Source organism: Planomonospora parontospora (assembly GCA_014647935.1).
Classification (GTDB): Bacteria; Actinomycetota; Actinomycetes; order Streptosporangiales; family Streptosporangiaceae; genus Planomonospora; species Planomonospora parontospora.
In genome coordinates, this window is record BMQD01000008.1 from 202,447 (window position 1) to 227,636 (window position 25,190).

Below are 25,190 nucleotides of genomic sequence, written 5' to 3' on the forward strand. Positions count from 1 at the left end.
CTACGCCAGCAGGGACTGCAGGTCGCGGTCACCGCGCTCGCGCAGGCGGGCCAGGAGGTCGGCCTGGCTCACCGGCCCCGTCATCCCGATCCGGGTGGCGATGACCCTGGCGGCCTGCTCGGGCGTGCCGCTCGGCGCGGTGTAGCCCACCAGCCGCAGGGCCCGCGCGATCGGTTCGGTCCCGGAGGCCGCGGCGGGCAGGTGCCGGGCGCGCAGCACCCCCTCCTCGGACAGCGTCAGGAACAGGTGGCCGCCCTCCTTGGCGCCCACGTCGTGCAGGAGGAGCACGAGCGACTCCAGGGCCGGCCGGTCGCGCCAGCGCAGCGTCATCTCGCCGACCATGCTGGTGACCGTACGGCTGTCGCCGGGGGCCATGCCCAGGTAGGCGGCGAACCCGCTGGGCAGCGGGCACTCGGCGCCCGCGAGGTGGTCGGCGGTGATGTCGACCCGCAGCCACCAGCGGCCGTCCGGCTGCCGGAAGCAGCGCCGGGTGAGCGACACGTCCTTGAGCGGCCGGGCGGCGGCGTCGGGCGGGAACGAGGACTCGAAGAAGCCGGGCCTGCCGGAGGAGGACGCGGCGCCGAAGGGGTCCGCGGCCCCGGGCGGCGACGGCGGTCCCGCCTCGTCGGCCGGTTCCCGGAAGGGCTCCGGACCGTCCTTCCGGGCGGGTTCCGGGCGGTCCTGCCGGAAGGGCTCGGGGCCGTCCTTCCGGGTGGGTTCAGGGCCGGGCCGCGCGGGCGCCGGGCCCGGTTCCGGGTGCGGTTCCGGGCGGGACGGGGCCTGCCGCGGGGACGCGCCGTTGGCGCGGCGGGCCGACTCTCCGGCACCGAGGATGCGCAGCTGCGGCACGTTCTCCAGCCACTCCTTGGCGACCTCGGGGTGGATGCCGAGGGTGGAGACCAGTTCGAGGGCCCGGCCGACGGTCGGCGGGCGCTCGGCGCTGCTGATCAGGTCGCGGGTCCGGTGGCGCAGGTCGGCGATGTCACCGTCCACCAGCCAGTCGCCGACGAGGTAGTAGTCGGGCAGGGTCGCCAGCACGAACTGCCAGGCGGGCACGTCGAGGGAGTGCAGCTCCCACGTGTGCCAGTCGGCCGCGTCGATCAGCCGGTCGACGGGCGCGGCCTTGCCGAGGGTCCTCCTGAGCGCGGTCAGGTGGTCGCGGTACGGCGCAGCCTCATCGGAGGCGAGCCAGCGCCGCAGCCGTGCGCGCAGCTCGGCCTCGGCGTCCCGGACCACCTCGGGCTGGACCGCGAAGAGCTTGGACAGCGACTCCACCGCCGCGGGATCGTCGGTGAAGACCCTGTTCTGCGCGACGGCCCAGCTCAGATCCTCCAGGTCGAGGAAGGCCGTGTCGAGCAGCGCGTGCAGGCTGGGCGCGCGTCGCGGCACGTCCTGCCCGGCGGCCTCGGCCTCGTCCCCGGGCTCGTCCGGGTCCGCGGCCGTGGCCTCGTCTCCGGCCTCGGCTTCGTCCCGGGCCTCGGCTCCGGCCTCGTCCGCGAACGCCGGGACCGCGGGCTCCTCCGGCACGCCGCCCGCTCCGGTGAGCCCGGGCCCGGCCTCGTGCTCGGCTTCCGGTTCGGGCACGGTTTCCGGGTCGGGCTCGTACTCGGCTTCCGGCTCCGGCCCGGTCGTGCGCTCCGGGAAGGGGGCGGGCTCGAAGACGCTGAGGCCCGCGGAGCCGGATCCGCGCGCGGGTTCGGACGCGGCCCCCCGCACGGGTTCGGGGGCGGCCTCGGATTCGGACGCGGTCCCGTATACGGGTTCGGGGGCGGTCTCGGGGGAGGCCTCCTCCGAGGCGGATCCGCGTGCGGTCTCGGGGGAGGCCTTGAGCTCAGGTTCGGAAGAGGCCTCGCGCACGGGCTCGCGCACGGGTTCGGAAGAGACCTCGTGCACGGGTTCGGGGGCGGTCGCGCGCGCGGGCTCCGGAGCGGCGGTCCGGGAACCGCCGGGCACCGGGGAGAGCCGGGCGAAGACCGCGCCGAAGAGCGTGTGCAGCAGCGGGCGGGGCTGCACGAAGGGCTGGTCCCGCAGGTCGTGGCCGGTGAAGGAGAGCAGTCCCGGCCAGGAGCCGGCCCGGTCGAGGGCGATGGCCGTACAGGGCTCGTCGGCCTCGTCGGGGTCCAGGACGTACAGGGCGGGCAGGACGTCGCCCACCGACGCGGCGGGCCAGTGCTCCAGGGCGATCTCCGTGACGATCTCCGCGAGCCGCTCGGGCCCCAGCACGGCGAGCACCGCGGGCAGGGGCAGGCTGCGCCACCAGGCGTCCGGCAGATCGGGCTGGTCGCGCAGGAGCGGGATCGCGGCCGCGTCGCTCCAGCGCAACGGCGGCACGAGGTCACTCAGACAGACGTTCATCCGCACCCTTCACCAGCACCTCTGATTTGCCCGAGTCGTTCCTCGTCGCTGGAGAACGAGACTCATGGAACAGACCATAGTCTGGCAAATCGCCTTAGCGCATCGGGTGGTCTCAGCGGGCTCAGCGGCGGACGGCCGCGAACCGGAGCCGCACGTAGTCGGCCATCCAGCCGGTCTCCCGGCGCAGTGCGGGCGCTGCCAGCTCGTTCACCCGTCGCAGCAGGGATTCGATCAGCTCCGCGGGGAGCTGGTGCAGCAGCGAACCGGCGAACATCCGTACCCAGTCCGCCGCTCCGTTGGGGCATTCGTCAAGTGGAGTCGGCCGGTCGAAGTACTCGAGAATTCGGACGACGAAGCCGCCCTTCTCCAGCCGGCCGGCGTACTCGGCGGGGGTCGGGAAGTACCACGGCAGATCCGGATCGGGCAGCCCGTGCTCCCGCCAGGCGGTGGAGACCGCCGCCGTCAGCGCGGCGCAGTTGCCCGCCCCGCCCATCTCGGCCACGAACCGGCCGCCCGGGGCCAGCGCCTCCCGGACGCTGGAGATCACCGCGTCGGGCTCGCTCCCCATCCAGTGCAGGGCCGCGTTGGAGAAGACCGCGTCGTACGGCTGCGCGACCACGAAGTCGCGTCCGTCGCCGACGATGAAGTCCAGCCCGGGGTACTGCGCCAGAGCCTTCTCAATCATGGCGGGGGAGCCGTCGATCCCCAGGACGTGCGCGCCCCGGGAGGCGATCTCCGCCGTCAGCACGCCGGTGCCGCAGCCGAGGTCCACGATCCGCTCCCCGGGCCGGGGGTCCAGCAGGTCGACCAGGGGGGCGCCGTGCGCCGAGACGTATCCGAAGCCGCCGTCGTAGGTGCGAGCGTTCCACGTCATCAGGCTCGGCGTGTCGTATCGCACGATGATCAGCTCACATTCCGAGGCCGACCGGCCCCTCACCAGTACCCTCCGGACACTTTAGAGCCTCGGACATCCCGCGACGCAGCGGTCACACCGATCCCCCGGTCAACCGGCGTCGCGGTCCCACTCGCGCGTGACCACGGTCTTCGCCGCGTCCGTCTCCGGAACGGTGAGGACCACCGGCCGGGCCTTCGTCGCCGGGAGCCGGGCGGCGAGCTCGGCGTCCAGGGTGCCGTTCATCCGCATGGCCTCCATCCGGACGGGCCGGGCGTACCCCTTCAGGAACAGGTTCTGGCCCCGGTCGGAGAACAGGAACTCCTGCCAGAGCCGGGCCGCGGCGGGGTGCGGCGCGGCGGCGCTGACGGCCTGGACGTGGTAGGAGGCGATCACGGCGTCGCCGGGGATCACCACCTTCCAGTCGGGTCCGCCCGCCCCCGGCTCCCCGGCGGCCCGCGCGGCGTTGAGGAAGTCCCAGTCCAGCACGACCGAGGGCGGCCGCCCGTCGGTCACCAGGTTCCCGGCCGCCGCCAGGTCGTCGAAGAACTCCACGCCCCGCTCCGCGTCGGCCCGGCCGCCGCGCAGAGAGGCCGACATCACGGCGCCGAAGGCGGCCGCGTTCCGCCGCGGGTCCCCGGGCAGCCACACGGCGTGGCCCGGCTTGAGGAGGTCGGCGTAGGAGGCCGGGGCCGCGACCCGGCGCGCGTCGTACCCGATGGACATGTAGCCGCCGTAGGCCGCGTACCACTTCCCGGAGTGGTCCTTGAGGTGGTCCGGGAGGTCCTGCCAGCCGCGGACCTTGTAGGGGGCCAGGGAGTCCGCCTCGGCGACCGCCACCTCCAGGCTCAGGTCGAACACGTCGGGCTTGAGGTGCCCGGCCGCCTCGATCGCCCGCCGGCCGCCCGCCCCGGGTTCGAGCTCCTTCACCTCGATGCCGTACTCGTCGGAGAAGGCGTCGATGACCTCGCCGTAGTTCACCCAGTCCCGGGAGAGCCCGACCACGTTGAGCGAGCCCTCCTTCCTGGCCGCCTCGACGAGGCGCTCCATGCTGGTGAAGCCCTCCTCCAGGGAGGCGGCCTGGAGCTTCACCGGAGGCAGCGGCGTGCCCTCGGTGGCCGGCGCGCCGCCGCATCCGGTGATCGCGGTGGCGAGGACCACGGCGGTGGCGATGGCGAATCGGGTGCGTGCAGTCACACCGGGCATACTCTTGGCGGTGATCGCGGCGGTCGAGGAGGCGCGACCGTTCTTGGTGAACGGCTTACGCCCGGCCCGGGACGACTTTGGCCGCCACGAGGGTCCGCTCGTCGATCTCGACCAGGGCTCCGCCGCGCCTGCGCACGCCGAGCACTCCGTCCCGCCAGAATTCCAGCTCGCCGACGGCGTCCCGGAAACCCTCCGGGACCCTTCTCCGGGTCGTTACTCTTTTCCCCACGTCAGCGGGGGTTATGGTGATGCTGAGGCGGGCGCCGAAGCCAGGATTCATCTCGTTTGCCCCCCTCCCGTTTCAGAGTCCCGGTGGGCACGGCAATACTAGGGCGTAGCAACCCGCGGTCGAAGTCGTGCCTAGGTGCGTAAAGAAGAAGGAGCCCGAGGTGACCTACGTCATCGCGCAGCCTTGCGTGGACGTGCTTGACAAGGCGTGCATCGAGGAGTGCCCCGTCGATTGCATCTACGAGGGCGAGCGCATGCTCTACATCCACCCCGACGAGTGTGTGGACTGCGGTGCGTGCGAGCCTGTCTGCCCCGTCGAGGCGATCTTCTACGAGGACGACCTTCCCGAGCAGTGGAAGGACTTCTACAAGGCGAACGTGGACTTCTTCGAAGACCTCGGCTCGCCCGGCGGCGCCTCCAAGGTCGGAAAGATCGAGAAGGACCACCCGGTCGTCGCGGCCCTGCCGCCGCAGGCCGAGGAGCACTAGACGGCCTCGGGCGGGGGCGGCGCGCGCGAAGGATCGCCAAGGCCATCGAAGGCCGTCGCGAAGGACATCGCCGAGGACGCGGCCCCCGCCGACCGGACCCACCGACGACCTTCCCCCGCTCGCCCCGGGCCGGGGCGCGACAGCGGAGAGAACTGTGATCGGGCTGCCTGACTTCCCCTGGGACCGCCTCACGCCGTACAAGGAACTGGCGCTGGAGCACCCCGACGGGATCGTCGACCTGTCGGTGGGCACCCCCGTCGACCCGGTGCCCGACGTCGTACGGAGGGCGCTGGCGGACGCCTCCGACAGCCCCGGTTACCCGCTGACCTACGGCACGGAGCGGTTGCGCGCCGCCGCGGCCGGCTGGCTGCGGCGCAGGCACGGCGTGGCCGTCGACCCGGCGGCCGTGCTGCCGCTGATCGGTTCCAAGGAGTTCGTGGCCTGGCTGCCGACGCTGCTGGGTGTCGGGCCCGGCCAGCGGGTGATCTTCCCCGAGCTGGCCTACCCCACCTACGACGTGGGCGCCCGCCTCGCCGGCGCGGAGCCGTACGCCACGGACGGGCTGGTCGCGCTCGGGCCGGAGCGGGTGCCGCTGGTCTGGGTGAACTCCCCGTCCAACCCCACCGGCCGGGTCCTGCCCGCCGAGCACCTGCGCAAGGTCGTCTCCTGGGCGCGCGAGCACGGCGCGGTCGTCGCCTCCGACGAGTGCTACATCGAGCTGGGCTGGGAGGAGGAGCCGATCTCGATCCTCCATCCGGACGTGTGCGGCGGCTCCCACGAGGGACTGCTCGCGGTGCACTCGCTCTCCAAGCGCTCCAACCTGGCCGGCTACCGCGCGGGTTTCGTCGCCGGCGACCCCGCGCTGGTCAAGCGGCTGCTGGAGGTCCGCAAGCACGCGGGCATGATGGTCCCGGCGCCGGTCCAGGCGGCGATGACCGCGGCGCTGGACGACGACGCGCACGCCGAGGAGCAGCGGACCCGCTACGCGGCCCGGCGGGCGGTGCTCCGCCCCGCGCTGGAGGCCGCGGGCTGGCGGATCGAGCACTCCGCCGCCGGGCTCTACCTGTGGGCGTCCGACGGCACCGGCTGCTGGGACCAGGTGCGCGCTCTCGCCGGGAAGGGGATCCTCGTCGCACCGGGGGAGTTCTACGGCACGGCCGGTGAGGGACATGTCCGGATCGCCCTGACGGCGAGCGACGAACGCATCGGTGCGGCGGTGCGCCGCCTCCAGTAGGATCGCGCGGCATGACCCCTGAGGTCGCCGTGATACTCGGCCTGAGCGTGCTGACCGCGGTCCTGCTGCTGGGAGCGTTCTACGCGACCACCCGCCAGGACCGCAGGACGTCCGGGCCCGCGTCGTCCGGCGAGGCGACCACCGCTCCCGCCGGGACGGCCGGGCCGCCGCGGTCCGCGGCCCCGTCTCCTCCGCCGCCCGGACCCGAGGCCTCGGGCCATGTCGGCATCGACTACCCCGACCCCCGCACGATCAAGGTCGGCGACACGATCGACCACCAGGGCGTGCGGGCCCGCGTGCTCGGCGCGATGCACCTGTCGCGGCAGGGCGTGCAGTGGACGGAGTACCTCCTCGACGACGGGACCCGCCACCGCCAGTGGCTCTCGGTCGAGATGCACCCCGGCCAGGCCCCCGGTGACGCACCCCACCTGGAGGTGCTGCTGTGGACGCCGGTCCCGTCCGAGGGGATGGTCCCGGCCAAGTCGATGATCATCGTGGAGGGGGTGGAGTTCTTCCCCGCCGACCGGGGCACCGCGGCGTTCCGCTCGGAGGGCTTCACCGGGATGCCCGACCGGGGGCTGCTCGACTTCGCCGACTACCGCGCCGCCGACGGCCGGCTGCTCTCCTTCGAACGCGTGCAGGGCGAGGGCTGGAACTCCTCCTACGCCCGGTCGCTGCCGCCCGGGTCGATCACGATTCTGAGCAGGGGCTAGGAGATCCGGACCGCACCCCGGGAGGCGCCGGGGTCGGCCGTCCATCCCTGCTCCTCGCCGCCCTCCGCGGTCCAGGAACGGCCGTCGTAGCCGATGCGGCGCAGGCCGTACCTCTGGGCGTGGGCGAGGGACCAGGAGGCGATCAGCCAGCCCTGCCTCCGGGAGGCCGCCTTGAGGGTGGTCCCGGCGCCGAGCGTGCGGGCCAGCTCCTTGGTCGCCTTGGCCGGCGCGGGGGCCGGGACGGGCGTCTCACCGCCCTCCAGGGGGAACCAGCAGTGCAGCGCGCCGGGCGCCCGCCCGGTGAACGCCGCGGCCAGGATCTTCGCGTTCTCCTCGTGCTGGGCGTACAGCGAGCCGTCGGCCGAGCGCTGCACCTCCTGGGCGGCCTCGTGCAGCGGGATCTTCTGGTAGCCCTTCACCTTGACCAGCCCCGCGAAGAACCTGCCGGCGGTGTAGACCGGGTCGAGCAGTTGCTCGGGGGTGCCCCAGCCCTGCGAGGGCCGCTGCTGGAACACGCCCACGGAGTCGCGGTCGCCGAACGGCAGGTTGTACAGCTTGGACTCCTGGATGCCCGTGGCGTAGGCGATCACGACGGCCCGCTCGGGCAGCTTGCGGCGGTGGGCCACGCCGGCGATGGCCGCGGCCACCTGGGCCTGCTCGATCTCCAGGTCGAGGGTGCCCCCGGCGGCGGTGACCCGGCAGCCCTCATCCGTCGAGGGCCGGTCGAGCAACGCGAACAGGCCCACGGTGATGGCCACCGCGAGCACGGCCACGATCGCGATGATCGCGATGACACCTGGGGAGAACCGCCGTCGCACGGTGAAGAACCTACCGGGCGCCGGACCGGTCCGCGGCCCGCCGGAGCCCGGTGCTCCCGGCCCCGCGGGCCCTTCCGCGAGCGACCGGGCCCGTACTGAGGCCGTCCCCGAGGCCGTACTGAGGCCGTTCCCGGGGAGGGGTCCCGGGACCCCTCCCCGGGGATCCCGGGAACGGATCCCGGGAACGGGCCCCGGGGACGGGCCTCGGGGACGGGGCGGGACGGCGGCGCCGGGCGGTTGTAGGGTCGCCTGCATGGACACGCGGCTGGACCTCACCCAGGACGTCGGCGCGCTCACCGCGCGGATCGTGGACGTCGAGTCGGTGAGCGGGAACGAGAAGGCGCTCGCCGACGCGGTGGAGGAGGCGCTGCGCGCCCTGCCGCACCTGCGGGTGGAGCGCGACGGCGACTCGGTCGTGGCCCGCACCGAGCTCGGCCGGGGCGAGCGGGTGGTGATCGCCGGGCACATCGACACGGTCCCGGTGGCGGACAACCTGCCCAGCCGGGTCGAGGGCGACCTGCTGTACGGCTGCGGCACGTCCGACATGAAGAGCGGCGTCGCGGTCGCCCTGAAGCTGGCCGCCGCACTGGAGGCGCCGAACCGGGACGTGACCTACGTCTTCTACGACTGCGAGGAGATCGAGGCCGAGCGCAACGGGCTGCTCCGGCTCAGCCGGAACCACCCCGGCTGGCTCGCCGGGGACTTCGCGGTGCTGATGGAGCCCACCGACGGGGTGATCGAGGGCGGTTGCCAGGGCACCCTGCGGGCGCAGGTCGTCACCCGGGGCAAGCAGGCGCACAGCGCCAGGTCCTGGCTCGGAGTCAACGCGATCCACGCCGCCGGGCCCGTGCTGGACGTCCTGAACGCCTACCGGGCCAGGACGCCGGTCGTGGACGGGCTGGAGTACCACGAGGGCCTGAACGCGGTCGGCGTCACCGGCGGCGTCGCGGGCAACGTGATCCCCGACGAGTGCGTGGTGACGGTCAACTACCGCTTCGCCCCCGACCTGTCGCTGGAGGAGGCGCGCGAGCACGTGCGCGAGGTGTTCGACGGGTTCGAGCTCCGCTTCACCGACGGCGCCCCGGCCGCGCGGCCCGGCCTGAACCACCCGGTGGCGGCGGCGTTCGTGACGGCGGTCGGCGGCGTGCCGAGGGCCAAGCTCGGCTGGACGGACGTCTCGCTCTTCTCCGGCCTGGGCGTCCCGGCCGTCAACTACGGCCCCGGCGACCCGAACCTGGCCCACCAGCGCGGGGAGTTCGCCTCGCTGTCCAAGATCGCCGAAGCCGAGCGGCACCTGCTCTCCTGGCTCTCCTGAGACCTCGGGAGCGGACCCGCGAGCCGCGACGCGCAGCGTCGCCGTGGACCCGCGAGGGGGCTCCGTCGTCTGGACTGAGGAGCGCGCGCAGCGAAGCGAGCACGTGACGAGGGAAGACGGCGGTTACCGGCCCGCGAGCCGCGACGCGCAGCGTCGCCGTGAAAACGAGAAAGTGGCTTTCCTCGCCGGCCATTTGGCGGGGAAAGCCACTTTCAGTCCCGAGCAGCACCCTCGCCGGTTAGACGCGGGCTCGTCGAAATCCGGTTCCGTGTTTTCGCGGAGAATTTTCAAGATTTTTCCCGGGACGGCGCTAGCGTGATCGCATGAAGAAGACACGTCCGGAGCGCCGCCAGGGATCCGCAGTGGTCCGCGGTGACTTCGTCCCCGATTCCACCTACGACCAGCGGCTTCTCGACCGGCGCGGACCGGCCGACTGGCTGCACATGGACCCGTGGCGGGTGCTGCGCATCCAGGCGGAGTTCGTGGAGGGCTTCGGCCTGCTGGCCGAGCTGCCCCGGGCGGTGACGGTCTTCGGCTCGGCGCGCACACCCGTGGACTCGCCCGACTACGAGCTGGGCGTGCGGCTCGGCCGGGGACTCGCCGAGGCCGGATACGCCGTGATCACCGGTGGCGGTCCGGGCTGCATGGAGGCGGCGAACAAGGGAGCGGTCGAGGCGGGCGGGATCTCGGTCGGGCTCGGCATCGAGCTCCCCTTCGAGCAGCACATGAACGAGTACGTCGATCTCGGGATCGAGTTCCGCTACTTCTTCGTCCGCAAGACCATGTTCGTGAAGTACGCCTGCGGCTTCGTCGCGCTGCCGGGCGGGTTCGGCACGCTGGACGAGCTGTTCGAGGAGCTGACCCTCGTCCAGACACGCAAGATCACTTCTTTCCCCGTGGTGCTGCTGGGCACGGAGTTCTGGGGCGGACTGCTCGACTGGATCAGGACCACGCTCGTGTCCACGGGGAAGATCTCCCCGGCCGACGTCGACCTGATCCAGGTCACCGACGACCCGGCCGAGGCCGTACGGATCATCGCCGAGGCGGACGCGGGCAGGTCGGAGCAGCTGGAGAAGGAGCAGGAGGCGGCGGAGGGCACGGTGGCCGCCGCGGAATAAGGTTGTCCGGTGTTCATCTGCGTGTTCCTGGCCTCGAGCCAGAGGATCGATCCCAAGTACCTGCGGCTGGCGGAGGAGGTGGGAGCCGAGCTCGCCAGACGCGGGCACACGCTGGTCAGCGGCGGGGCGCGGGTGTCGTGCATGGGCGCGGTGGCCCGCGCGGTCCGCGCGGGCGGCGGCCACACGGTGGGGGTGATCCCGCAGGCCCTGGTGGACATCGAGGTGGCCGACACCGACTCCGACGAGCTGATCGTCACCGCCGACATGCGCGAGCGCAAGGGGGCGATGGACGCCCGCTCCGACGCCTTCCTCGTGCTCCCCGGCGGCATCGGCACACTGGAGGAGCTCTTCGAGATCTGGACCGCGCGGACGCTGGGGCTGCACGACAAGCCGCTGGTCCTGCTGGATCCGTGGGGCCTCTACGCGCCGCTGAAGGAGCTGGTGGGGGGCATGCACGAGGAGGGCTTCACCCGGGCCGGCGTCTTCGACGCGATCTCCTGGACCACCACGGTCGAGGAGGCGTTCGAGCTTCTGGAGAAACCGGCCGGGCGTCTGGCGCCGAGCCTGGACGAACTAGGCGAGGCCACGGCGGGCTAGCGCGGGCGGCCGCCTCCCGGCCAGGGACTCGGTCATCGCGACCGCGAGCCGTACCTGGTCCGGGCGGGTGGTGCGGAAGACCCTGGCACCCAGCCAGGCGCAGACCGCGGCGGCGGCGAGCTCGGCGGCCTCGTCGTCCCCGGCCTTCTCGGAGGCCGCCGCGTCCGCCGTGCCTGTCGCGTTCGCCGCGTTCGCCGTGCCCGCCGGGTCCCCGGCGGGCCCCGCCGCCCGTTTGGAGATCCGTGCCGAGGACCGGGCCAGCTCCGACGGCGTGACGACGACGGTGCGCCCGGCCCGGACGAGGCGCTCGACCTCGTCGATCGAGTGGGCCTCGACCCAGTCGGGCCCGGCCTCCGCGTCCGCTCCGACCACCAGGGGATCTGCCATGCGGCGATCATAGGTCCTGGCCCCGCGATCTTCCGGATGCGCGGGACGGGACCCGGAGGAAGGGAGTTGTGGCACGATTCGTATGTGCTGGTCGTACTCGTTCTCGCTGCCCTGGCCGTTCTCGCCGGCGTGGTGCTGGTCGCCACGGGGAGGGGCGGTGAGCTCAGGGAGTTCGCCCCCGACGTGCCCCCGCTCGCCCTGCCCGCCGCCGGGCAGCTCACCGCGGTGGACTTCATGGCCCTGCAACTGCCGGTGAGCCTGGTCGGCTACCACACGCAGAGCGTGGACGAGACGCTGCAGCGCGCCGCGACCGCGCTGAGCGAGCGGGACACCAGGATCGCGGTGCTGGAGCAGCGGGTGTCGGAGCTGCTGGCGAGCAGGCTCCAGGCGCGGCAGGAGATGCACGCCGGTCCGGCGTACGGGCCGGCCACCGAGCACCGGCCCGGCGCCCCCCGCGAGGATCTCGCCGAGTCGCGCGAAGGCGCCGCCCCCGTTCCAGCCTCTCTCGGTGACCTCGAGGAGCCGGAGGAGCCCGGCGGCCAGGAGGACCCCGGTGACCCGGAGGAGCCGGAGGGCGCCGGAGCCCGGAGGGGAGCGGAGGGCGCCGGATCCGAGGAGGCGGCCGGGAGGGCCCCGCGGGACGACCCGGCGGGGCCGGACGGGGAGCCCGGCGCCGCCTCCACGCGGCGGGCGGGCGGGCCTGCGGACGAGGAGGGGCGCGGGTGACCGCGCTCGTCCGGTGCGGGTGGGTGAGCTCCGCCCCCGAGTACATCGCCTACCACGACGAGGAGTGGGGCCGCCCGGTCGAGGGCGACGACCGGGTGTTCGAGCGGCTCACCCTGGAGGCGTTCCAGTCGGGCCTGTCGTGGATCACGATCCTGCGCAAGAGGGAGAACTTCCGGAGCGCGTTCGCGGGCTTCTCCATCCCCGCCGTGGCCGCGTTCGGCCAGGACGACGTGGACCGCCTCCTGGCCGACCCGGGCATCGTCCGCAACCGGGCCAAGATCGAGGCGGCGATCTCCAACGCGCGGGCCGCGCTCGGCGTCGGCCTGTCCGACCTCGTCTGGCGCCACGCCGATCCCGGTTCCCCGGCGCCCGCGACCGGCGCGGACGTGCCCGCCCTGACGCCGGGCTCGGTGGCGCTGGCCAAGGAGCTGAAGAAGAACGGCTTCCGCTTCGTCGGCCCCACCACCGCCTATGCGCTGATGCAGGCCATCGGTCTGGTCAACGACCACGTCGCCGACTGCTGGGTCCGGGACCGGGTCTAGCGGCCCGCGGGTCGGCTCCGGGCCCGCCGGTCCGCCCGGCTCCGGGCCCGCGGGTCGGCTCCGGAGCCGGGCGGACCCGGATCTCCTCACGGCTCGGTGAGATGGCGGTCCACGAACGCGGAGGCCGCCGGGAGCAGGCGCGCGGCCTCCCGCTCGAAGTAGGCCCTGGCCTTGTCCCCGGGCCAGCCGCCCGGCAGCAACTCGGCGGGGAGGCCCGGGTCGCGGAAGAGGAAGTTGCGCCAGCCGTGCAGCAGCCTGCTCCGGACGGCGAAGACCCGGTCGTCGTCGGCGTCGTCCGGCAGCGAGTCGACCAGCTCCACCGCCCGGGCCAGCCACTCCTCGTAGGCGGCCGCGATGGCGTCCAGGTCCCAGGTGCGGGCGACGAGCGCCCGGGGGTCGCCGTCGAGCACCGCTTCGAAGCGCTCGGCGTGGATCTCCTCGCCCGCGAGCAGCGGATCGAGCTCGGGCGAGGGGTGCGGGCCGATCCAGGTGCCCTCCGTCAGCGGCGCGTAACCGAGGAAGGACAGGTCGGCCCTGAGCCGCTCCCGGCGGGGCCGCTCGCGCACGGGTTCGATCACGAGCAGGTGCCACCGGCCCGACCAGGTGACGGCCCCGGCCCGGTAGATCCGCAGCGCGGCCTCGTCGAGCCGCCGCACGCATTTCGGGGTGACCTCGTAGCCGGGGCCCTGAGGCAGCCGGGCGGGTGCGAGCCAGCCCTGCCGGACCATGCGCGAGATGGCGGTGCGCACGGCCGGGGCCGCGATCTCCAACGGGGCGAGCAGGCGGACGAGGGCGGCGACGGACGCGCGGCCGCCCCGGGAGCGCAGGTGGTCACCGTACAGGTCGAAGAGTGCGGCGCGGGCGTTCACAGGGACCAGTTTGGTCGGCGCAGGGGGCCCCGGACAACGGTATCGGGCCTCCGGTGGAACCGGCCTGGAACCTGATCGTTCCCATTCCGAGCGTGGAGGCGGGATAATAGGACATCACAGAAGACGTGAATGCGTCGGCCACCCTCGGGTCAGTCGGAGATCCGGAGCCCGAAGCAGGAAGGGATACACGCATGGCGGCGATGAAGCCGAGGACCGGTGATGGTCCGCTGGAGGTCGTCAAGGAAGGCAGGGGGATCGTCATGCGGGTTCCCCTGGAGGGTGGCGGCCGGCTCGTCGTCGAGCTCTCCGCGGACGAGGCCGGCGCCCTGGGTGAGGAGCTGAAGAAGGTCGTCGGCTGACACCGGCCCGATGACACGGTCCGACGACACGGCCCTGGCCGCAGGGCCGCCCCCGCGGCGGCTCGCGCCAGGGCCGCGGCGTTCCGCCCCGGTCCCGCACCGGAGCCGCCGAGGCCCCGTGCCGAGGCCGGGGCCTGCACGATGGAAGGAATGAGCGACGTGCCCCTGGAGACCTCGATCAGTACGGCCGCACGGCTGCCGGAGGACGCCGCGCTGCTCGCGGTGCCCTTCGCGGCGGATCTCGATCCGCCGGTCGGGCTGCCCGTGCCCGCCGCCGCGCTGCTGGCCTGCTACGAGGCCAAGGGCGAGGCCGGGGAGATCGTCGAGGTGCCGGTGGCCCGGGGCGAGGCCGTCGGCCGGATCCTGCTGTACGGGATCGGCGACGGCTCGGCCGACGCGCTGCGCAAGGCGGGCGCGGCGGTGACCCGCCGGGGCAGGGGCCGCGAGGAGATCACCGTCGTGCCGCCGCCCGGGGCGTCCGCCGCAGCGGTGGCCGCGTTCACGGAGGGCGCGCTGCTGGCCGCCTACACCTTCCGGATCGGCGAGACCGCCCCCTCGTCCCGGCCGGTGGCCTCGATCCGGCTCGTCACCGGAGCCCCCGGGGACGACGGGGGGACCGGCGACGCGAGGGAGACGGGGGAGACCGGGACCGGCGACGCGAGGGAGACCGGGGAGACCGGGACCGGCGACGCGACGGAGACCGGGGAGACCGGGACCGCGGCCGTCGAGTCCGGGATCGCCAGGGGCAGGGCCGTGGCCGGCGCGGTCGCGCTCGCCAGGGACCTGGCCAACACCCCGGCCTCGGTGAAGACCCCCGCCTGGCTCGCCGAGCGCGCCGCGGAGCAGGGCGTCGCCACCAGGATCTGGGACGAGCGGGAGCTGCGGGCCGGCGGGTTCGGCGGCATCCTCGCCGTCGGCCAGGGCTCGGTGAGCCCGCCGCGGCTCATCCAGCTCTCCTACGAGCCGGAGGGCGAGGCCACCGGGCACGTGGTCCTCGTCGGCAAGGGCATCACCTACGACACCGGCGGCCTCTCGCTCAAGCCCACCGAGGGCATGAAGTTCATGAAGACCGACATGGCGGGCGGCGCGGTCGTCATCGCCGTCCTGGGCGCGCTGGCCGCCCTCGGCGCGCGGGTCCGCGTCACCGGCCTGGTCGCCGCGGCGGAGAACTCCTTCTCCGGTACGGCGCAGCGCCCCAGCGACGTGATCACGCAGTACGGCGGGCGGACCGTCGAGGTGCTCAACACCGACGCCGAGGGCCGGCTGGTGATGGCCGACGCCCTGGCCTACGCCGACGCCGAGCTGAACCCGGACGTCATGGTGGACATCGCCACGCTGACCGGGGCGATCGGCATCGCCCTGGGCAAGGGCCTGGGAGCGCTCTTCGCCTCCGACGACGGGCTGGCCGCGGAGCTGGCCGGGGCGGGGGAGGCCAGCGGAGAGCGGCTGTGGCGGATGCCGCTGATCGACGACTACGTCCCGGCGCTGGAGTCCTCCGTGGCCGACCTGGCCAACATCGAGGCCGGGTCCGCCTACGGCGCGGGCTCGATCACCGCGGCGCTGTTCCTGCGCGAGTTCACCGGCGGGCGGCCGTGGGCGCACCTGGACATCGCAGGCGTCGGCCGCAGCACGGTGGACGAGGGCCTGTCCGCCAAGGGCGCGACCGGCTTCGGCGTCCGTCTGCTGCTGGAGTGGCTGTCCGGCCGCTGAAGCCGGGGCGGTGCGAGGACCGCCGGGGCGCGGTTCCGCCCCGGCGGAGTCGCACACCCGGGGACTCGGCCGTCCGGCGGAGCCGCCGGGGCGCGGCCGCCGTCCTCGGCGCCGCGGCCTGCCGGGACTCGGCCGGCCGCCGGGTCAGCCGGCGAGCTTGACCGCGGCGAGGATGCCGCCCCCGAGCGGGAGCAGCAGGGGGCGGAGCCGCTCGTCGGAGCGGACCAGCTTGCCCAGCTCGCGGACGGCGACGGTGTCCGGGTCGCGCCGGGCGGGGTCGGCGACCCGGTGGTGCCAGAGGGCGTTGTCGAAGACGACGACGCCGCCCGTGCGCAGCAGCCGGACGGACTCGGCCAGGTAGTCGCCGTACTCCTGCATGGCGCCGTCGCAGAAGACCATGTCGTAGCCGCCGTCGGACAGGCGCGGCAGCACGTCCAGGGCCCGCCCGGTGATCAGGCGGACGCGGCCGCCGGAGAAACCCGCCTGGGCGAAGCTCTGCCGGGCCAGGCGCTGGAGCTCGGGCTCCACGTCCACGCTGGTGAGCGTGCCGTCGGGGCGCATGCCGCGGAGCAGCCACAGGCCGGACACCCCGCAGCCGGTGCCGATCTCCACCACGGCGCGGGCGTTGACGGCGCTGGCGAGGAAGCAGAGGGCGGCGCCGCCGCTGGGCGAGGTCGGGGAGATCCCCACCTCCAGGCTCCGCTGCCGGGCGAGGCGGAGGATCTCGTCCTCGGGATGGAAGTCCTCGGCATAGGCCAGAGTGGCCTCCAACGGACTTGTCGGCGTCTCTGCCATCGGCCTCTCCTCCCGCTCTCTCGTGCACAGTCGCATGGGCGCTGGGTCGCAGCCTAAGGGAGGAGGCCCGGATCGGGAACTCATGCCCCGGGCGGGACGTTGCATGGATTAAAGCGGCGTTTGCCGGTCCTGTGGGTAGTGAGCGCGCACGAAGGGACGAAACCAGGCACTATGGCGATAGCGGTGGTCCCGAAGAGAGGGGTGCTGGTGGACGAGCCCGACCACCAGGTGGATGCTCCCGTGTCCGACTGGAAGCCTCCCACCTGGGACGAGGTCGTCCGGACCCACTCGGCGCGCGTCTACCGGCTGGCCTACCGGCTGACCGGGAACGTCCACGACGCCGAGGACCTGACCCAGGAGGTGTTCGTCCGGGTCTTCAGGTCCCTGTCGAACTACACGCCCGGCACCTTCGAGGGCTGGCTGCACCGCATCACCACCAACCTGTTCCTCGACATGGCGCGGCGCAAGCAGCGGATCAGGTTCGAGGGGTTCGCCGACGACGCGGCCGAGCGGCTGCGCGGGCGCGAGCCGTCCCCCGCCCAGGTGTACGACGACACCCACCTGGACGCCGACATCCAGGCGGCGCTGGACGCGCTGGCCCCCGAGTTCCGCGCCGCCGTCGTGCTGTGCGACATCGAGGGGCTCTCCTACGAGGAGATCGCCGCGACGCTCGGCGTGAAGCTCGGCACCGTCCGCAGCCGCATCCATCGCGGCCGGGCGCAGTTGCGAGACGCGCTGGAGCACCGCGCGCCCCGCAGCGAGCCATCCCCCCCGACCATCACCCGCGGGGAGGAGTTCGCATGACAGACCACAGGCATTCGAAGCGACGGACCGGGACCGAGGGCGAAAGCGTGCACGCGAGACGAGGACCCGGACCGGACCCGATCACCAAGGGCGACTGCCACGACGAGCCGCTCGGCAAGGAGTCGGCATGAGTCATCTCGGAGAACGCGTTTCCGCGCTCGTCGACGGCGAGCTGAACCACCATGAGCGCGACCGCGCCCTGTCACACCTGGCCTTCTGCGCCGACTGCCGCGCCGAGGTCGACGCCGTGCGAGCGCTGAAGAGCCGGCTGCGGTCCCTGGACGGGCCGTCGATGCCGATGGACCTGACCGTCTCGCTGCTGCGGATGGGCGAGCCCGGCGGCCCGCTGCCGCCGCGGGAGCGGCCCTTCCCCGCCCCCCGGACCTTCGGGGGGGCGCCGATCCCGAGCATGCACAGCATCGCGCCGCCGGACAACCGGCCGCGCGGCCGGGCCGGCGGAGCCCGGCGGTCACGCCGGGCGGGTTACGTGGCCGTGGGGTTCGCCTCCGCGGCGGTGGCGCTCGGCACGCTGTTCGTCGTCGGGGGCGCCGAGTCCAACCCGCGCGTGCCGCCGGTCGACATGTTCGCCAACCAGCCCGGGAGCCCCGCGAACACGGTGCACCGCGGCGGTACGGCGACGCCCGTCCCCTCGCTGACGCCGTCGCCCGCCAGGTGATCCGACCGCCCGCCACCGGGCCCCCGGAGGCGTCCCGCCCCCGGAGCCGGTGGCGGGCGGTCGTGTTTCCGGGTTTCCGGAGTCCCGCCGGGCGGGGCGGGGTGCCGGGGTCGCGGCTCGTGCACGGCGAGTCTCCGGGATACTGGTATCCGAGGCATCCGGACGGGCAAACCGCGCTTTATGTCTCTCGTATGCAGCTCCGGGGAAGATTGCCTGGCTGCCGCCGGCGAGCGGCCTCATACGAGGCTAAGGAGTAGTGAATATCCGATGACGACCGACGATCCCCGCACCCACGAGGCGCACGATGCCGAGGGACGTGCGCCGTCGGACTTCAGCGGCGGGCGGGGCCCGGCTCCGGAGTCCTCGCGGCCCGACTTCCTGCCCGCGGGCGAGACCACGGGCCCCCACGGCGGCGGGCGGCCGGGCGACGAGGGGTGGAGCCAGCTGGGGCAGCCGCCGGCGCCGGGCGGGTGGAGCCGCGAGCAGCCGGCGGCCCCGGTCGCGCAGCAGCGCCAGGAGGGCTGGGTGGACGCGCCGGAGGAGAGCGGCTGGGGTGACCCCTCGGGCCGCCCGCGCCCGGAGCCCGCGGTCGCGGGCCCGCCGTACGGACAGGCTTCCGGCCACACGGCGGTCCTGACGGCTCCGCCGCCCCCGCCTCCGCAGGCGTTCGGCATGGGGCCCGGCTGGGCCCCGCCTCCGCCGCCCGGCGGCCCTGCGGGCGCCACGGCGGCCGCCGGGCAGCGCGGGCCGGGCACGAGGACGCTCGTCGCCCTCGCGGTGGTGATCGCGCTGCTCGCCTCGACGCTCGGCAGCGTCGGCACCTACCTCCTCACCCGGCCGAGCGGCTCGGGCGTGGACCCGTCCTACCGGATCCCCGCGGCTTCCGGCGGTTCCACCGCCCGGCCGCCGGAGTCGGTCGCGGGCGTGGCCTCCAAGGTGCTGCCCAGCGTGGTCTCCCTGGCCGTCGAGGCCGGCGGGGGCGCGGGCACCGGTTCGGGCTTCCTGATCAAGGGCGGCTACGTGGTGACCAACAACCACGTCGTCGCGGCTGCGGCGACCGGCGGGCAGATCCAGATCCAGTTCAACAACCGCAAGTCCACCGCGGCCAGGATCGTCGGCCGCGACCCCGAGTCCGACCTGGCCGTGGTCAAGCCGGACGACACCTTCGGCATGCCGGAGATCACCCTCGGCGACTCCGACAACGTGGTGGTGGGCGACCCGGTCATCGCGATCGGCTCCCCCCTCGGCCTGACCGGTACGGTCACCACCGGCATCGTCAGCTCGCTCAACCGGCCGGTCCAGGCGGGGGAGGAGAACAGCTCCGACACCACCTGGTTCAGCGCGATCCAGACCGACGCCGCCATCAACCCCGGCAACTCCGGGGGCCCGCTGGTCAACGCGCGCGGCGAGGTGATCGGCGTCAACTCGGCGATCGCCACCCTCGGCAGGCAGGTCGGCGGTCAGAGCGGCAGCATCGGCCTCGGCTTCGCGATCCCGGTCAACCACGCCCGCCGGGTCGCCGAGGAGCTGGTCACCACGGGCTCCGCGAGCAAGTCGCGGATCGGTGTGCTCATCGACCAGGCCTACCAGGGCACCGGGGTGCGGATCAGGAGCGAGGCGCAGGACGGCCAGGCGCCGGTCTCGCCCGGAGGGGCGGCGGACAAGGCGGGTCTCAAGCCCGGTGACGTCATCCTGGAGGTCAACGGCCTCACGTTGCAGGACGGTAACGAGCTGATCGCGCTGGTCCGGGGCAGGGCTCCCGGTGACAGGCTGGAGGTCAAGTTCCAGCGGGGCGGGCAGGAGAAGACGACCACCGTGATCGTGCAGGCCGATCGCGCCACGCCCACGCCACGGCCTTCCTGACCAGCGCTCCGCGGGAGCGTCCGCGCGGTCGGGGGCATTAGTCTGGAAGCGCTCCGGGACCCGTCCCGGAGCGCTGACCTTGAAGGGGAGGTCCGGTGAACCCGCGCTCGAGAAGGGCCGCATCCGCCGGGCACTCCCTCGTGCTGAGCCGCTAGGAGATCGCCGTGTTCGGACTCGGGTGGTTTGAGGTCGCGGCACTGGTGGTCATCGCCCTGCTCGTCTTCGGGCCGGAGAAGCTCCCCCAGGCGGCCGCGCAGGCGGGCCGGACGCTGCGCAACCTGCGGCGGATGGCCAACAACGCCAAGGACGACCTCCGGGTGGGGCTGGGGCCGGAGTTCGCCGACTTCGACCCGGCGGACCTCAACCCGAAGAACTTCGTCCGCAAGCACCTGACGGCCGACCTCGAGGACGACTGGAACGGCGCCGCCTCCGCCGCGGCGCTCGCCACGCCCGCCTACGCCCCGTCGTCGTACGCGGCCGAGGCGGCCGAGGAACTCGGTTACGGCGAGATCCCGCCGTACGACTCCGAGGCCACCTGAGGCACGGCACAGGCCGCGGCCGCAGGCAGACACGAAAAGCGAAAAGGAGGCGCCCCCACCGGGGGCGCCTCCTTTTCGCGTGCCGTGCTCCGCCCGTGCCTCCGCGGATGCGGATGCGGACCACGGACCGGCGGACGCCCGCTCAGCGGCCCCGGGTGGGGGAGATACCGAGCTGGAGGCCCTTGAGGCTGGTGGACTTCTTGCTCAGACCCGCGGCGATGCGGTGCAGTTCGGCCGCGGCGGGAGCGTCCGGGTCGGTGAGCACGAGGGGCTTGCCCTCGTCGCCGCCCTCGCGCAGCCGCATGTCGATCGGGACCTGGCCGAGCAGCGGCACCCGGGCGCCGAGCGTGCGGGTCAGCGCGTCGGCCACGGACTGGCCGCCGCCCTCGCCGAAGACCGAGATCCGCTCGTCGCAGTGGGGGCACGGCAGCCAGGACATGTTCTCGATGACGCCGGCGATCTGCTGGTGGGTCTGCGCGGCGATCGACCCGGCCCGCTCGGCCACCTCGGCGGCCGCCTGCTGCGGGGTGGTCACCACGAGGATCTCGGCGGACGGCATGCGCTGCGCCACCGAGATCGCGATGTCGCCGGTGCCCGGCGGCAGGTCCATCAGCAGGACGTCGAGGTCGCCCCAGTAGACGTCGGCGAGGAACTGGTGCAGCGCCCGGTCCAGCATCGGCCCGCGCCACACCACCGGGGTGTTGCCCTCCGGCTTGAACATGCCGACCGAGATGACCTTGATGTCATGCGCCACCGGCGGCATGATCATGTCCTCGACCTTGGTGGGCCGCTCGGAGACGCCCAGCATGCGGGGCACGCTGTGGCCGTAGATGTCGGCGTCCACCACGCCGACCTTGAGCCCGTTGGAGGCCATGGCGGCGGCGAGGTTCACCGTGACGGAGGACTTGCCGACGCCGCCCTTGCCGGAGGCGACGGCGAAGACGCGGGTCAGAGAACCGGGCTTGGCGAAGGGGATCTCCTTCTCCGGTCCCCGGTCGCCGCGCAGCTTGGTCTGCAGCTCCTTGCGCTGCTCGGCGCTCATGACGTCCATCTCGACCTGGACGCCGGTCACCCCGTCGACGCGCGAGACCGCGGCGGTGACGTCGCGGGTGATGGTGTCCTTCATGGGGCAGCCCGACACCGTGAGGAAGATGCCGACGCGCACCACCCCTTCGGGGGAGATGTCGACGCTCTTGACCATGTCGAGCTCGGTGATCGGCCGACGGATCTCAGGGTCGTTGACGGTCGCGAGAGCGGCCGTCACGAGTTCCGGGGTAGGTGCCATCGAAGTGTGGGCACGAGACCGCCACCGGTGAGGGCGACGGGGGATGCCGTCCCTCCTTGTCTGTGTGTCGTCCGGGCGTTCCTCGGGCGGGTCCATCGTATGAACCCGGGAGGCGTGCGAAGAATTCCGGGTGCTCGGTGCCGCGGAGGCGTCTTTGACGTCCTGTTACCCGCCGGGGCGGGGGTCCAGGGGCGCCTCGTCGCGCGATCCGGACAATTCGCTATGTAGATGCGTGTGCAACGTTCTAAGGTTACTGCGTGACCCTGACGGCGGGCGAGTCAAGAGATGCCATCGGCTCGGAGGAGCTGGAGGTCTGGCGCATGCTCCAGCGGGCCCAGGTGCGGATCACCCGGCTGCTGGAGGCGGACCTGATGGTCGCCCACGACCTGGCGCTGGCCTCCTACGACGTGCTCAACCAGCTGGCGGAGTCGCCCGGGCGGCGGCTGCGCATGAACGACCTGGCCGAGCGGGTGCTGCTCTCGCGCAGCGGCCTGACCCGGCTCATCGACCGGCTCCAGCGCGACGGCCTGGTGGAGCGGGAGGCCTGCGCCAGCGACGCGCGGGGCCTGTTCGCGGTGCTGACCGACGCCGGCGCCGACCGGCTGGCCGAGGCCGCCCCCACCTACCTGCGGGGCATCCGCAGCCGGTTCCTGGACGTGTTCGACGAGGACGAGCTGCGCCAGTGCGCCGCCATGCTGAACAAGCTGTTCCCGGAGGCCGCCGGATAGCGGCCGGAGACGCCCCGGCGGCGCGGCTCCCGCCGGGGCGCCGCCGGCCGTGCTCCCGGACGGGACGGGCCCCGGCGGTTCAGCGGGGACCCTTCGGCCGGGCCGGAACGGGTTCGGACGGCCCGCGCGCCTCGCGGAGATCCTCTGCCAGGTGCTGGAGCTCCGAGCGCAGGTAGTCGCGGGTGGCCACCTCGCCGAGCGCGATGCGCAGCGCGGCGATCTCCCGGGTCAGATACTCGACGTCGGCCTGGTTGCGCTCGGCGGCCCTGCGGTCGTGCTCGTTCTGGACCCGGTCCCGGTCGTCCTGCCGGTTCTGCGCGAGCAGGATCAGCGGGGCGGCGTAGGAGGCCTGGAGCGAGAGCATGAGCGTCAGGAAGATGAACGGGAAGGGGTCGAAGCGCAGGTTCTGCGGGGCGAAGACGTTCCACAGGATCCAGACCGCGACGAACACCGTCATGTAGACGATGAACCGCGCGGTGCCGAGGAAGCGGGCGATCTGCTCCGACAGCCGCCCGAACGCCTCCGGGTCGTAGTGCGGGCGCAGGCGCAGGCCCAGCTCGCGGGGCTGGTCGAGCCGTTCGGTCACGGGTTCCCTCCGCGGTCCTCTTCTTCCCGCCAGTCGCCGGGAAGCAGGTGGTCGAGCACGTCGTCCACGGTGACCGCGCCGACGAGCCGGCCGGCGTCGTCGACCACGGGCACCGCCACCAGATCGTAGGTGGCCAGGTAGGACGTCACCTGTCTCAGGGTGAGGTCGGGCCTGATCGGGTCGAGCGAGTCGTCCATGACCGTGCCGAGCAGGGTGGACGGGGGCTCGCGCAGCAGCCGCTGGAAGTGCACCAGGCCGAGGAACCTGCCGGTCGGCGTCTCGACGGGCGGGCGGGTCACGTAGACCTGCGTGGCCACGGCCGGGATGTGGTCCTGCTGCCGGATGACCGCCAGGGCCTCGGCGACGGCGGCGGTCGGGGGCAGGATCAGCGGCTCGGACGTCATGATGCCGCCGGCGGTGTTCTCGGGGTAGACCAGCAGCCGCCGGACCGGCGCGGCCTCCTCGGGCTCCATCAGCGCCATCAGCGCCTCGGCCTGCTCGGGGGAGAGGTCCTGGAGCAGGTCGGCGGCGTCGTCGGGCCGCATCTCCTCCAGCACGTCGGCGGCCCGCTCCGGGTGCAGCCGGCTCAGGATGCCGATCTGGTCGCGCTCGGGGAGCTCCTCCAGCACGTCGGCCAGCCGTACGTCGTCCAGGGCGGCGGCGACCTCGGCCCGCCGCTTGTCGGACAGCGTGTGCAGGGCGCTGGCCAGGTCCGCCGCGCGCATGGTCTCGAAGGCGGCCAGCAGGCTCGCCGCGCCCTGGTCCTTCTGCACCGCGCTGAAGCCCCTGACCTCGCGCCAGTCCACGATCCTGCTCGCGCCGCGCCGCCGCAGGCCGAGCGTGCCGCCGCTCCTGGCCAGGGCGACCTTGGTGATCACCCACTCGGAGGTGCGGGTCTTCTCCATGGCGAGGTCGAGCACCGTCATGCGCTCGCCGTCGACCTCCACGGACAGGTCGAGCATCTCGCCGATGACCAGGGTCTCCGAGGCCCGCTGCTCGAACCTGCGCATGTTGAGCCGGCCGCTGAAGACCAGGGCGCCCGCCTCGACGGTGAGCACGCGGGTGATCGGGAGGAAGACCCGGCGGCGCGGCTGCATCTCCACCACCAGGCCGTGCACGTGAGGCGGGGCGGACCCGGCGACGGTCACCACCACGTCCCGCACCCGGCCGATCTGGTCCCCGGCCGGGTCGAAGACGGGAGTGCCGGCGAGCCGGGCGATGAAGATCCTCACATTCGAAGCGTAGGCGGTGGTCCGGGACAGGGGGCCGAGGCACGCTCACATGCCGGACATTTCTTGCCCTGGCCTCCTCAGCGTGACAGCATCAAAGCTCGCAAACGGTAGTTACATGGATGGTGTCACATGAGGCGTGCCGGCCTGCTGATCGCGTTCGCGTCCTCCTGGTGCTTCGCGTTCTCCGGACCGATGGCCAAGTACCTCGGCGGCGGCGGGCTGGCGCCGCTGGAGTCCGTCTGGGTCCGGATGGCCGGGGCCGGGCTGCTGCTCGTCGGCATCCTCGCGGCGGTCAGGCCCCGGGCGCTGCGCATCCCGCGCGCCCGGCTGCCGTTCTTCGGCGCCTACGCGGTGGTCGCGGTGGCGGGCGTGCAGGCGCTGTACTTCGCGGCGATCACCCGGCTGCCGGTGGGCGTCACCCTGCTGATCGAGTTCACCGCGCCGGTGTTCGTGGTGCTCTGGGTGCGCTTCGTGCGCCGGGTACGGCTGCCGCGGGCGGCCTTCACCGGGGCGGTGGTGGCCGTGGCCGGGCTCGGCATCGTGGTGGAGGTCTGGTCGGGCCTGAGCCTGGACCCGTTCGGCCTGCTGCTGGCCTTCGGCGCCGCGGCGTGCTGCGCCGGGTACTTCCTGCTCAGCGACGGTTTCGGCGACGACGTCGACCCGCTCGGCCTGATCGCCTGGGGCCTGGTCGGCGCGGCGGTCGTGCTCGTCCCGGTCTCCCGGCCGTGGGACATCCCGTGGGAGGCGTTCGGCGAGGCGGTCTCGCCGTCGCCGGACGCCCCCGTGCTGCCGGTGGCGGCGGCGGCGCTCTGGATGATCGTGGTCGCCACGGTCGCCGCCTACATCCTCGGCGTCACCGCGGTGCGCCGCCTGTCGGCCGCGGTCGGCTCCACGGTCGCCTCGCTGGAGGTCATCGCCGGCGCGGTGATCGCCTGGTTCCTGATCGGCGAGGCCCTGGGCGCCTTCCAGATCCTCGGCGGCCTCATCGTCCTGACGGGCGCCTACCTCGCCCAGCGGGCCACCGCGGAGCTGCCGGCCCGGACGGGCGGGGTGGCGGAGCCGGTCGCGGCGGGGTGAGCCGTACGGCCCGCGACCGGGAGGCGGTCACCGTGGGGGTGGACCGCC

28 protein-coding genes are annotated in these 25,190 nt (G+C 73.4%); 17 read left to right on the forward strand and 11 right to left on the reverse strand.

What is annotated here, in order from left to right:
* The 4 genes from IEZ07_RS15000 to IEZ07_RS15015 form a co-directional block, all read right to left on the reverse strand.
* Positions 1-2,355, reverse strand: coding sequence for a hypothetical protein (locus IEZ07_RS15000; protein ID WP_191895310.1), 2,355 nt, complete (start codon positions 2,353-2,355; stop codon positions 1-3).
* Between the two features lie 121 nt (positions 2,356-2,476).
* Positions 2,477-3,253 (reverse strand): class I SAM-dependent methyltransferase, encoded by a 777-nt coding sequence (locus IEZ07_RS15005; RefSeq protein ID WP_084008820.1) that lies wholly within the window; start codon positions 3,251-3,253, stop codon positions 2,477-2,479.
* 105 nt (positions 3,254-3,358) lie between these two features.
* Positions 3,359-4,444, reverse strand: coding sequence for an extracellular solute-binding protein (locus IEZ07_RS15010; protein WP_239319987.1), 1,086 nt, complete (start codon positions 4,442-4,444; stop codon positions 3,359-3,361).
* Positions 4,445-4,508: 64 nt separating this feature from the next.
* Positions 4,509-4,682: a putative acetyltransferase gene (locus IEZ07_RS15015; RefSeq protein WP_307729019.1), complete on the reverse strand. Its 174-nt coding sequence runs from the start codon at positions 4,680-4,682 to the stop codon at positions 4,509-4,511.
* A gap of 160 nt (positions 4,683-4,842) precedes the next feature.
* Between IEZ07_RS15015 and fdxA the strand changes: the two genes are divergently transcribed.
* The 3 genes from fdxA (at position 4,843) to IEZ07_RS15030 (ending at position 7,116) form a co-directional block, all read left to right on the forward strand.
* Positions 4,843-5,169 carry a ferredoxin gene (fdxA, locus tag IEZ07_RS15020; RefSeq protein WP_068901325.1) on the forward strand — a complete coding sequence of 109 codons (327 nt, stop codon included), beginning with the start codon at positions 4,843-4,845 and terminating at the stop codon, positions 5,167-5,169.
* Between the two features lie 154 nt (positions 5,170-5,323).
* The gene (gene dapC / locus IEZ07_RS15025) at positions 5,324-6,403 is read left to right on the forward strand and encodes a succinyldiaminopimelate transaminase (RefSeq protein WP_068901327.1); all 1,080 of its coding nucleotides are present in this window, start codon (positions 5,324-5,326) and stop codon (positions 6,401-6,403) included.
* A gap of 11 nt (positions 6,404-6,414) precedes the next feature.
* Positions 6,415-7,116: a DUF4178 domain-containing protein gene (locus IEZ07_RS15030; RefSeq protein ID WP_068901328.1), complete on the forward strand. Its 702-nt coding sequence runs from the start codon at positions 6,415-6,417 to the stop codon at positions 7,114-7,116.
* On the opposite strand, the gene IEZ07_RS15035 is transcribed toward IEZ07_RS15030, so the two are convergent.
* Positions 7,113-7,934, reverse strand: coding sequence for a hypothetical protein (locus IEZ07_RS15035; protein WP_191895312.1), 822 nt, complete (start codon positions 7,932-7,934; stop codon positions 7,113-7,115). The two genes, IEZ07_RS15030 and IEZ07_RS15035, sit on opposite strands and share 4 nt — an antisense overlap.
* Positions 7,935-8,187: 253 nt before the next feature.
* Between IEZ07_RS15035 and dapE the strand changes: the two genes are divergently transcribed.
* The 3 genes from dapE to IEZ07_RS15050 all read left to right on the forward strand — a co-directional run bounded on the left by dapE (position 8,188) and on the right by IEZ07_RS15050 (position 10,964).
* Positions 8,188-9,249 carry a succinyl-diaminopimelate desuccinylase gene (gene dapE / locus IEZ07_RS15040; RefSeq protein WP_191895313.1) on the forward strand — a complete coding sequence of 354 codons (1,062 nt, stop codon included), beginning with the start codon at positions 8,188-8,190 and terminating at the stop codon, positions 9,247-9,249.
* A 323-nt stretch (positions 9,250-9,572) separates the two neighbouring features.
* Positions 9,573-10,367 (forward strand): LOG family protein, encoded by a 795-nt coding sequence (locus IEZ07_RS15045; RefSeq protein WP_191895314.1) that lies wholly within the window; start codon positions 9,573-9,575, stop codon positions 10,365-10,367.
* 9 nt (positions 10,368-10,376) lie between these two features.
* Positions 10,377-10,964 (forward strand): LOG family protein, encoded by a 588-nt coding sequence (locus tag IEZ07_RS15050; RefSeq protein WP_191895315.1) that lies wholly within the window; start codon positions 10,377-10,379, stop codon positions 10,962-10,964.
* On the opposite strand, the gene IEZ07_RS15055 is transcribed toward IEZ07_RS15050, so the two are convergent.
* Entirely contained in the window at positions 10,941-11,351 is a 411-nt protein-coding gene (locus IEZ07_RS15055; protein ID WP_191895316.1) for a hypothetical protein, read from the reverse strand. The genes IEZ07_RS15050 and IEZ07_RS15055 overlap by 24 nt on opposite strands.
* Positions 11,352-11,435: 84 nt before the next feature.
* Between IEZ07_RS15055 and IEZ07_RS15060 the strand changes: the two genes are divergently transcribed.
* Positions 11,436-12,077 carry a hypothetical protein gene (locus tag IEZ07_RS15060; protein WP_191895317.1) on the forward strand — a complete coding sequence of 214 codons (642 nt, stop codon included), beginning with the start codon at positions 11,436-11,438 and terminating at the stop codon, positions 12,075-12,077.
* The gene (locus IEZ07_RS15065; protein ID WP_068901339.1) at positions 12,074-12,619 is read left to right on the forward strand and encodes a DNA-3-methyladenine glycosylase I; all 546 of its coding nucleotides are present in this window, start codon (positions 12,074-12,076) and stop codon (positions 12,617-12,619) included. Before IEZ07_RS15060 ends, IEZ07_RS15065 begins: the two co-directional genes overlap by 4 nt.
* 86 nt (positions 12,620-12,705) lie before the next feature.
* On the opposite strand, the gene IEZ07_RS15070 is transcribed toward IEZ07_RS15065, so the two are convergent.
* Positions 12,706-13,488: a PaaX family transcriptional regulator gene (locus IEZ07_RS15070; protein WP_068901341.1), complete on the reverse strand. Its 783-nt coding sequence runs from the start codon at positions 13,486-13,488 to the stop codon at positions 12,706-12,708.
* Between the two features lie 191 nt (positions 13,489-13,679).
* Between IEZ07_RS15070 and IEZ07_RS15075 the strand changes: the two genes are divergently transcribed.
* Positions 13,680-13,847 carry a DUF3117 domain-containing protein gene (locus IEZ07_RS15075; RefSeq protein ID WP_068901342.1) on the forward strand — a complete coding sequence of 56 codons (168 nt, stop codon included), beginning with the start codon at positions 13,680-13,682 and terminating at the stop codon, positions 13,845-13,847.
* Between the two features lie 150 nt (positions 13,848-13,997).
* Positions 13,998-15,557, forward strand: a complete 1,560-nt coding sequence (locus IEZ07_RS15080; protein WP_191895318.1) for a leucyl aminopeptidase family protein — start codon at positions 13,998-14,000, stop codon at positions 15,555-15,557.
* A 144-nt stretch (positions 15,558-15,701) separates the two neighbouring features.
* Here the strand turns inward: IEZ07_RS15080 and IEZ07_RS15085 are convergent, their stop codons facing one another.
* Entirely contained in the window at positions 15,702-16,352 is a 651-nt protein-coding gene (locus IEZ07_RS15085) for an O-methyltransferase (protein ID WP_191895319.1), read from the reverse strand.
* A gap of 171 nt (positions 16,353-16,523) precedes the next feature.
* Between IEZ07_RS15085 and sigE the strand changes: the two genes are divergently transcribed.
* The 5 genes from sigE to IEZ07_RS15105 all read left to right on the forward strand — a co-directional run bounded on the left by sigE (position 16,524) and on the right by IEZ07_RS15105 (position 20,234).
* A complete protein-coding gene (sigE, locus tag IEZ07_RS15090) occupies positions 16,524-17,156 on the forward strand; it encodes an RNA polymerase sigma factor SigE (protein ID WP_068901348.1) in 633 nt (210 codons plus the stop codon).
* Positions 17,153-17,287 carry a hypothetical protein gene (locus IEZ07_RS35680; protein WP_255529847.1) on the forward strand — a complete coding sequence of 45 codons (135 nt, stop codon included), beginning with the start codon at positions 17,153-17,155 and terminating at the stop codon, positions 17,285-17,287. Before sigE ends, IEZ07_RS35680 begins: the two co-directional genes overlap by 4 nt.
* Entirely contained in the window at positions 17,284-17,832 is a 549-nt protein-coding gene (locus IEZ07_RS15095; protein ID WP_191895320.1) for an anti-sigma factor family protein, read from the forward strand. The genes IEZ07_RS35680 and IEZ07_RS15095 overlap by 4 nt, the downstream gene beginning before the upstream one ends.
* 267 nt (positions 17,833-18,099) lie before the next feature.
* Positions 18,100-19,695 carry a S1C family serine protease gene (locus IEZ07_RS15100; RefSeq protein ID WP_191895321.1) on the forward strand — a complete coding sequence of 532 codons (1,596 nt, stop codon included), beginning with the start codon at positions 18,100-18,102 and terminating at the stop codon, positions 19,693-19,695.
* A 164-nt stretch (positions 19,696-19,859) separates the two neighbouring features.
* Positions 19,860-20,234: a sec-independent translocase gene (locus tag IEZ07_RS15105; RefSeq protein WP_191895322.1), complete on the forward strand. Its 375-nt coding sequence runs from the start codon at positions 19,860-19,862 to the stop codon at positions 20,232-20,234.
* 142 nt (positions 20,235-20,376) lie between these two features.
* Here IEZ07_RS15105 and IEZ07_RS15110 read toward each other — a convergent pair whose 3' ends face one another.
* Positions 20,377-21,519 carry an Mrp/NBP35 family ATP-binding protein gene (locus tag IEZ07_RS15110; protein WP_068901354.1) on the reverse strand — a complete coding sequence of 381 codons (1,143 nt, stop codon included), beginning with the start codon at positions 21,517-21,519 and terminating at the stop codon, positions 20,377-20,379.
* Positions 21,520-21,776: 257 nt separating this feature from the next.
* On the opposite strand from IEZ07_RS15110, the gene IEZ07_RS15115 reads away from it, so the two are divergent.
* Positions 21,777-22,247, forward strand: a complete 471-nt coding sequence (locus IEZ07_RS15115; protein WP_196469876.1) for a MarR family winged helix-turn-helix transcriptional regulator — start codon at positions 21,777-21,779, stop codon at positions 22,245-22,247.
* A 79-nt stretch (positions 22,248-22,326) separates the two neighbouring features.
* On the opposite strand, the gene IEZ07_RS15120 is transcribed toward IEZ07_RS15115, so the two are convergent.
* A complete protein-coding gene (locus IEZ07_RS15120) occupies positions 22,327-22,833 on the reverse strand; it encodes a DUF1003 domain-containing protein (protein ID WP_204054378.1) in 507 nt (168 codons plus the stop codon).
* Positions 22,830-24,065, reverse strand: a complete 1,236-nt coding sequence (locus tag IEZ07_RS15125) for a magnesium transporter MgtE N-terminal domain-containing protein (RefSeq protein ID WP_301549324.1) — start codon at positions 24,063-24,065, stop codon at positions 22,830-22,832. Before IEZ07_RS15125 ends, IEZ07_RS15120 begins: the two co-directional genes overlap by 4 nt.
* Positions 24,066-24,194: 129 nt before the next feature.
* On the opposite strand from IEZ07_RS15125, the gene IEZ07_RS15130 reads away from it, so the two are divergent.
* Positions 24,195-25,142, forward strand: coding sequence for an EamA family transporter (locus IEZ07_RS15130; protein WP_191895323.1), 948 nt, complete (start codon positions 24,195-24,197; stop codon positions 25,140-25,142).
* Positions 25,143-25,190 lie beyond the last annotated feature (48 nt).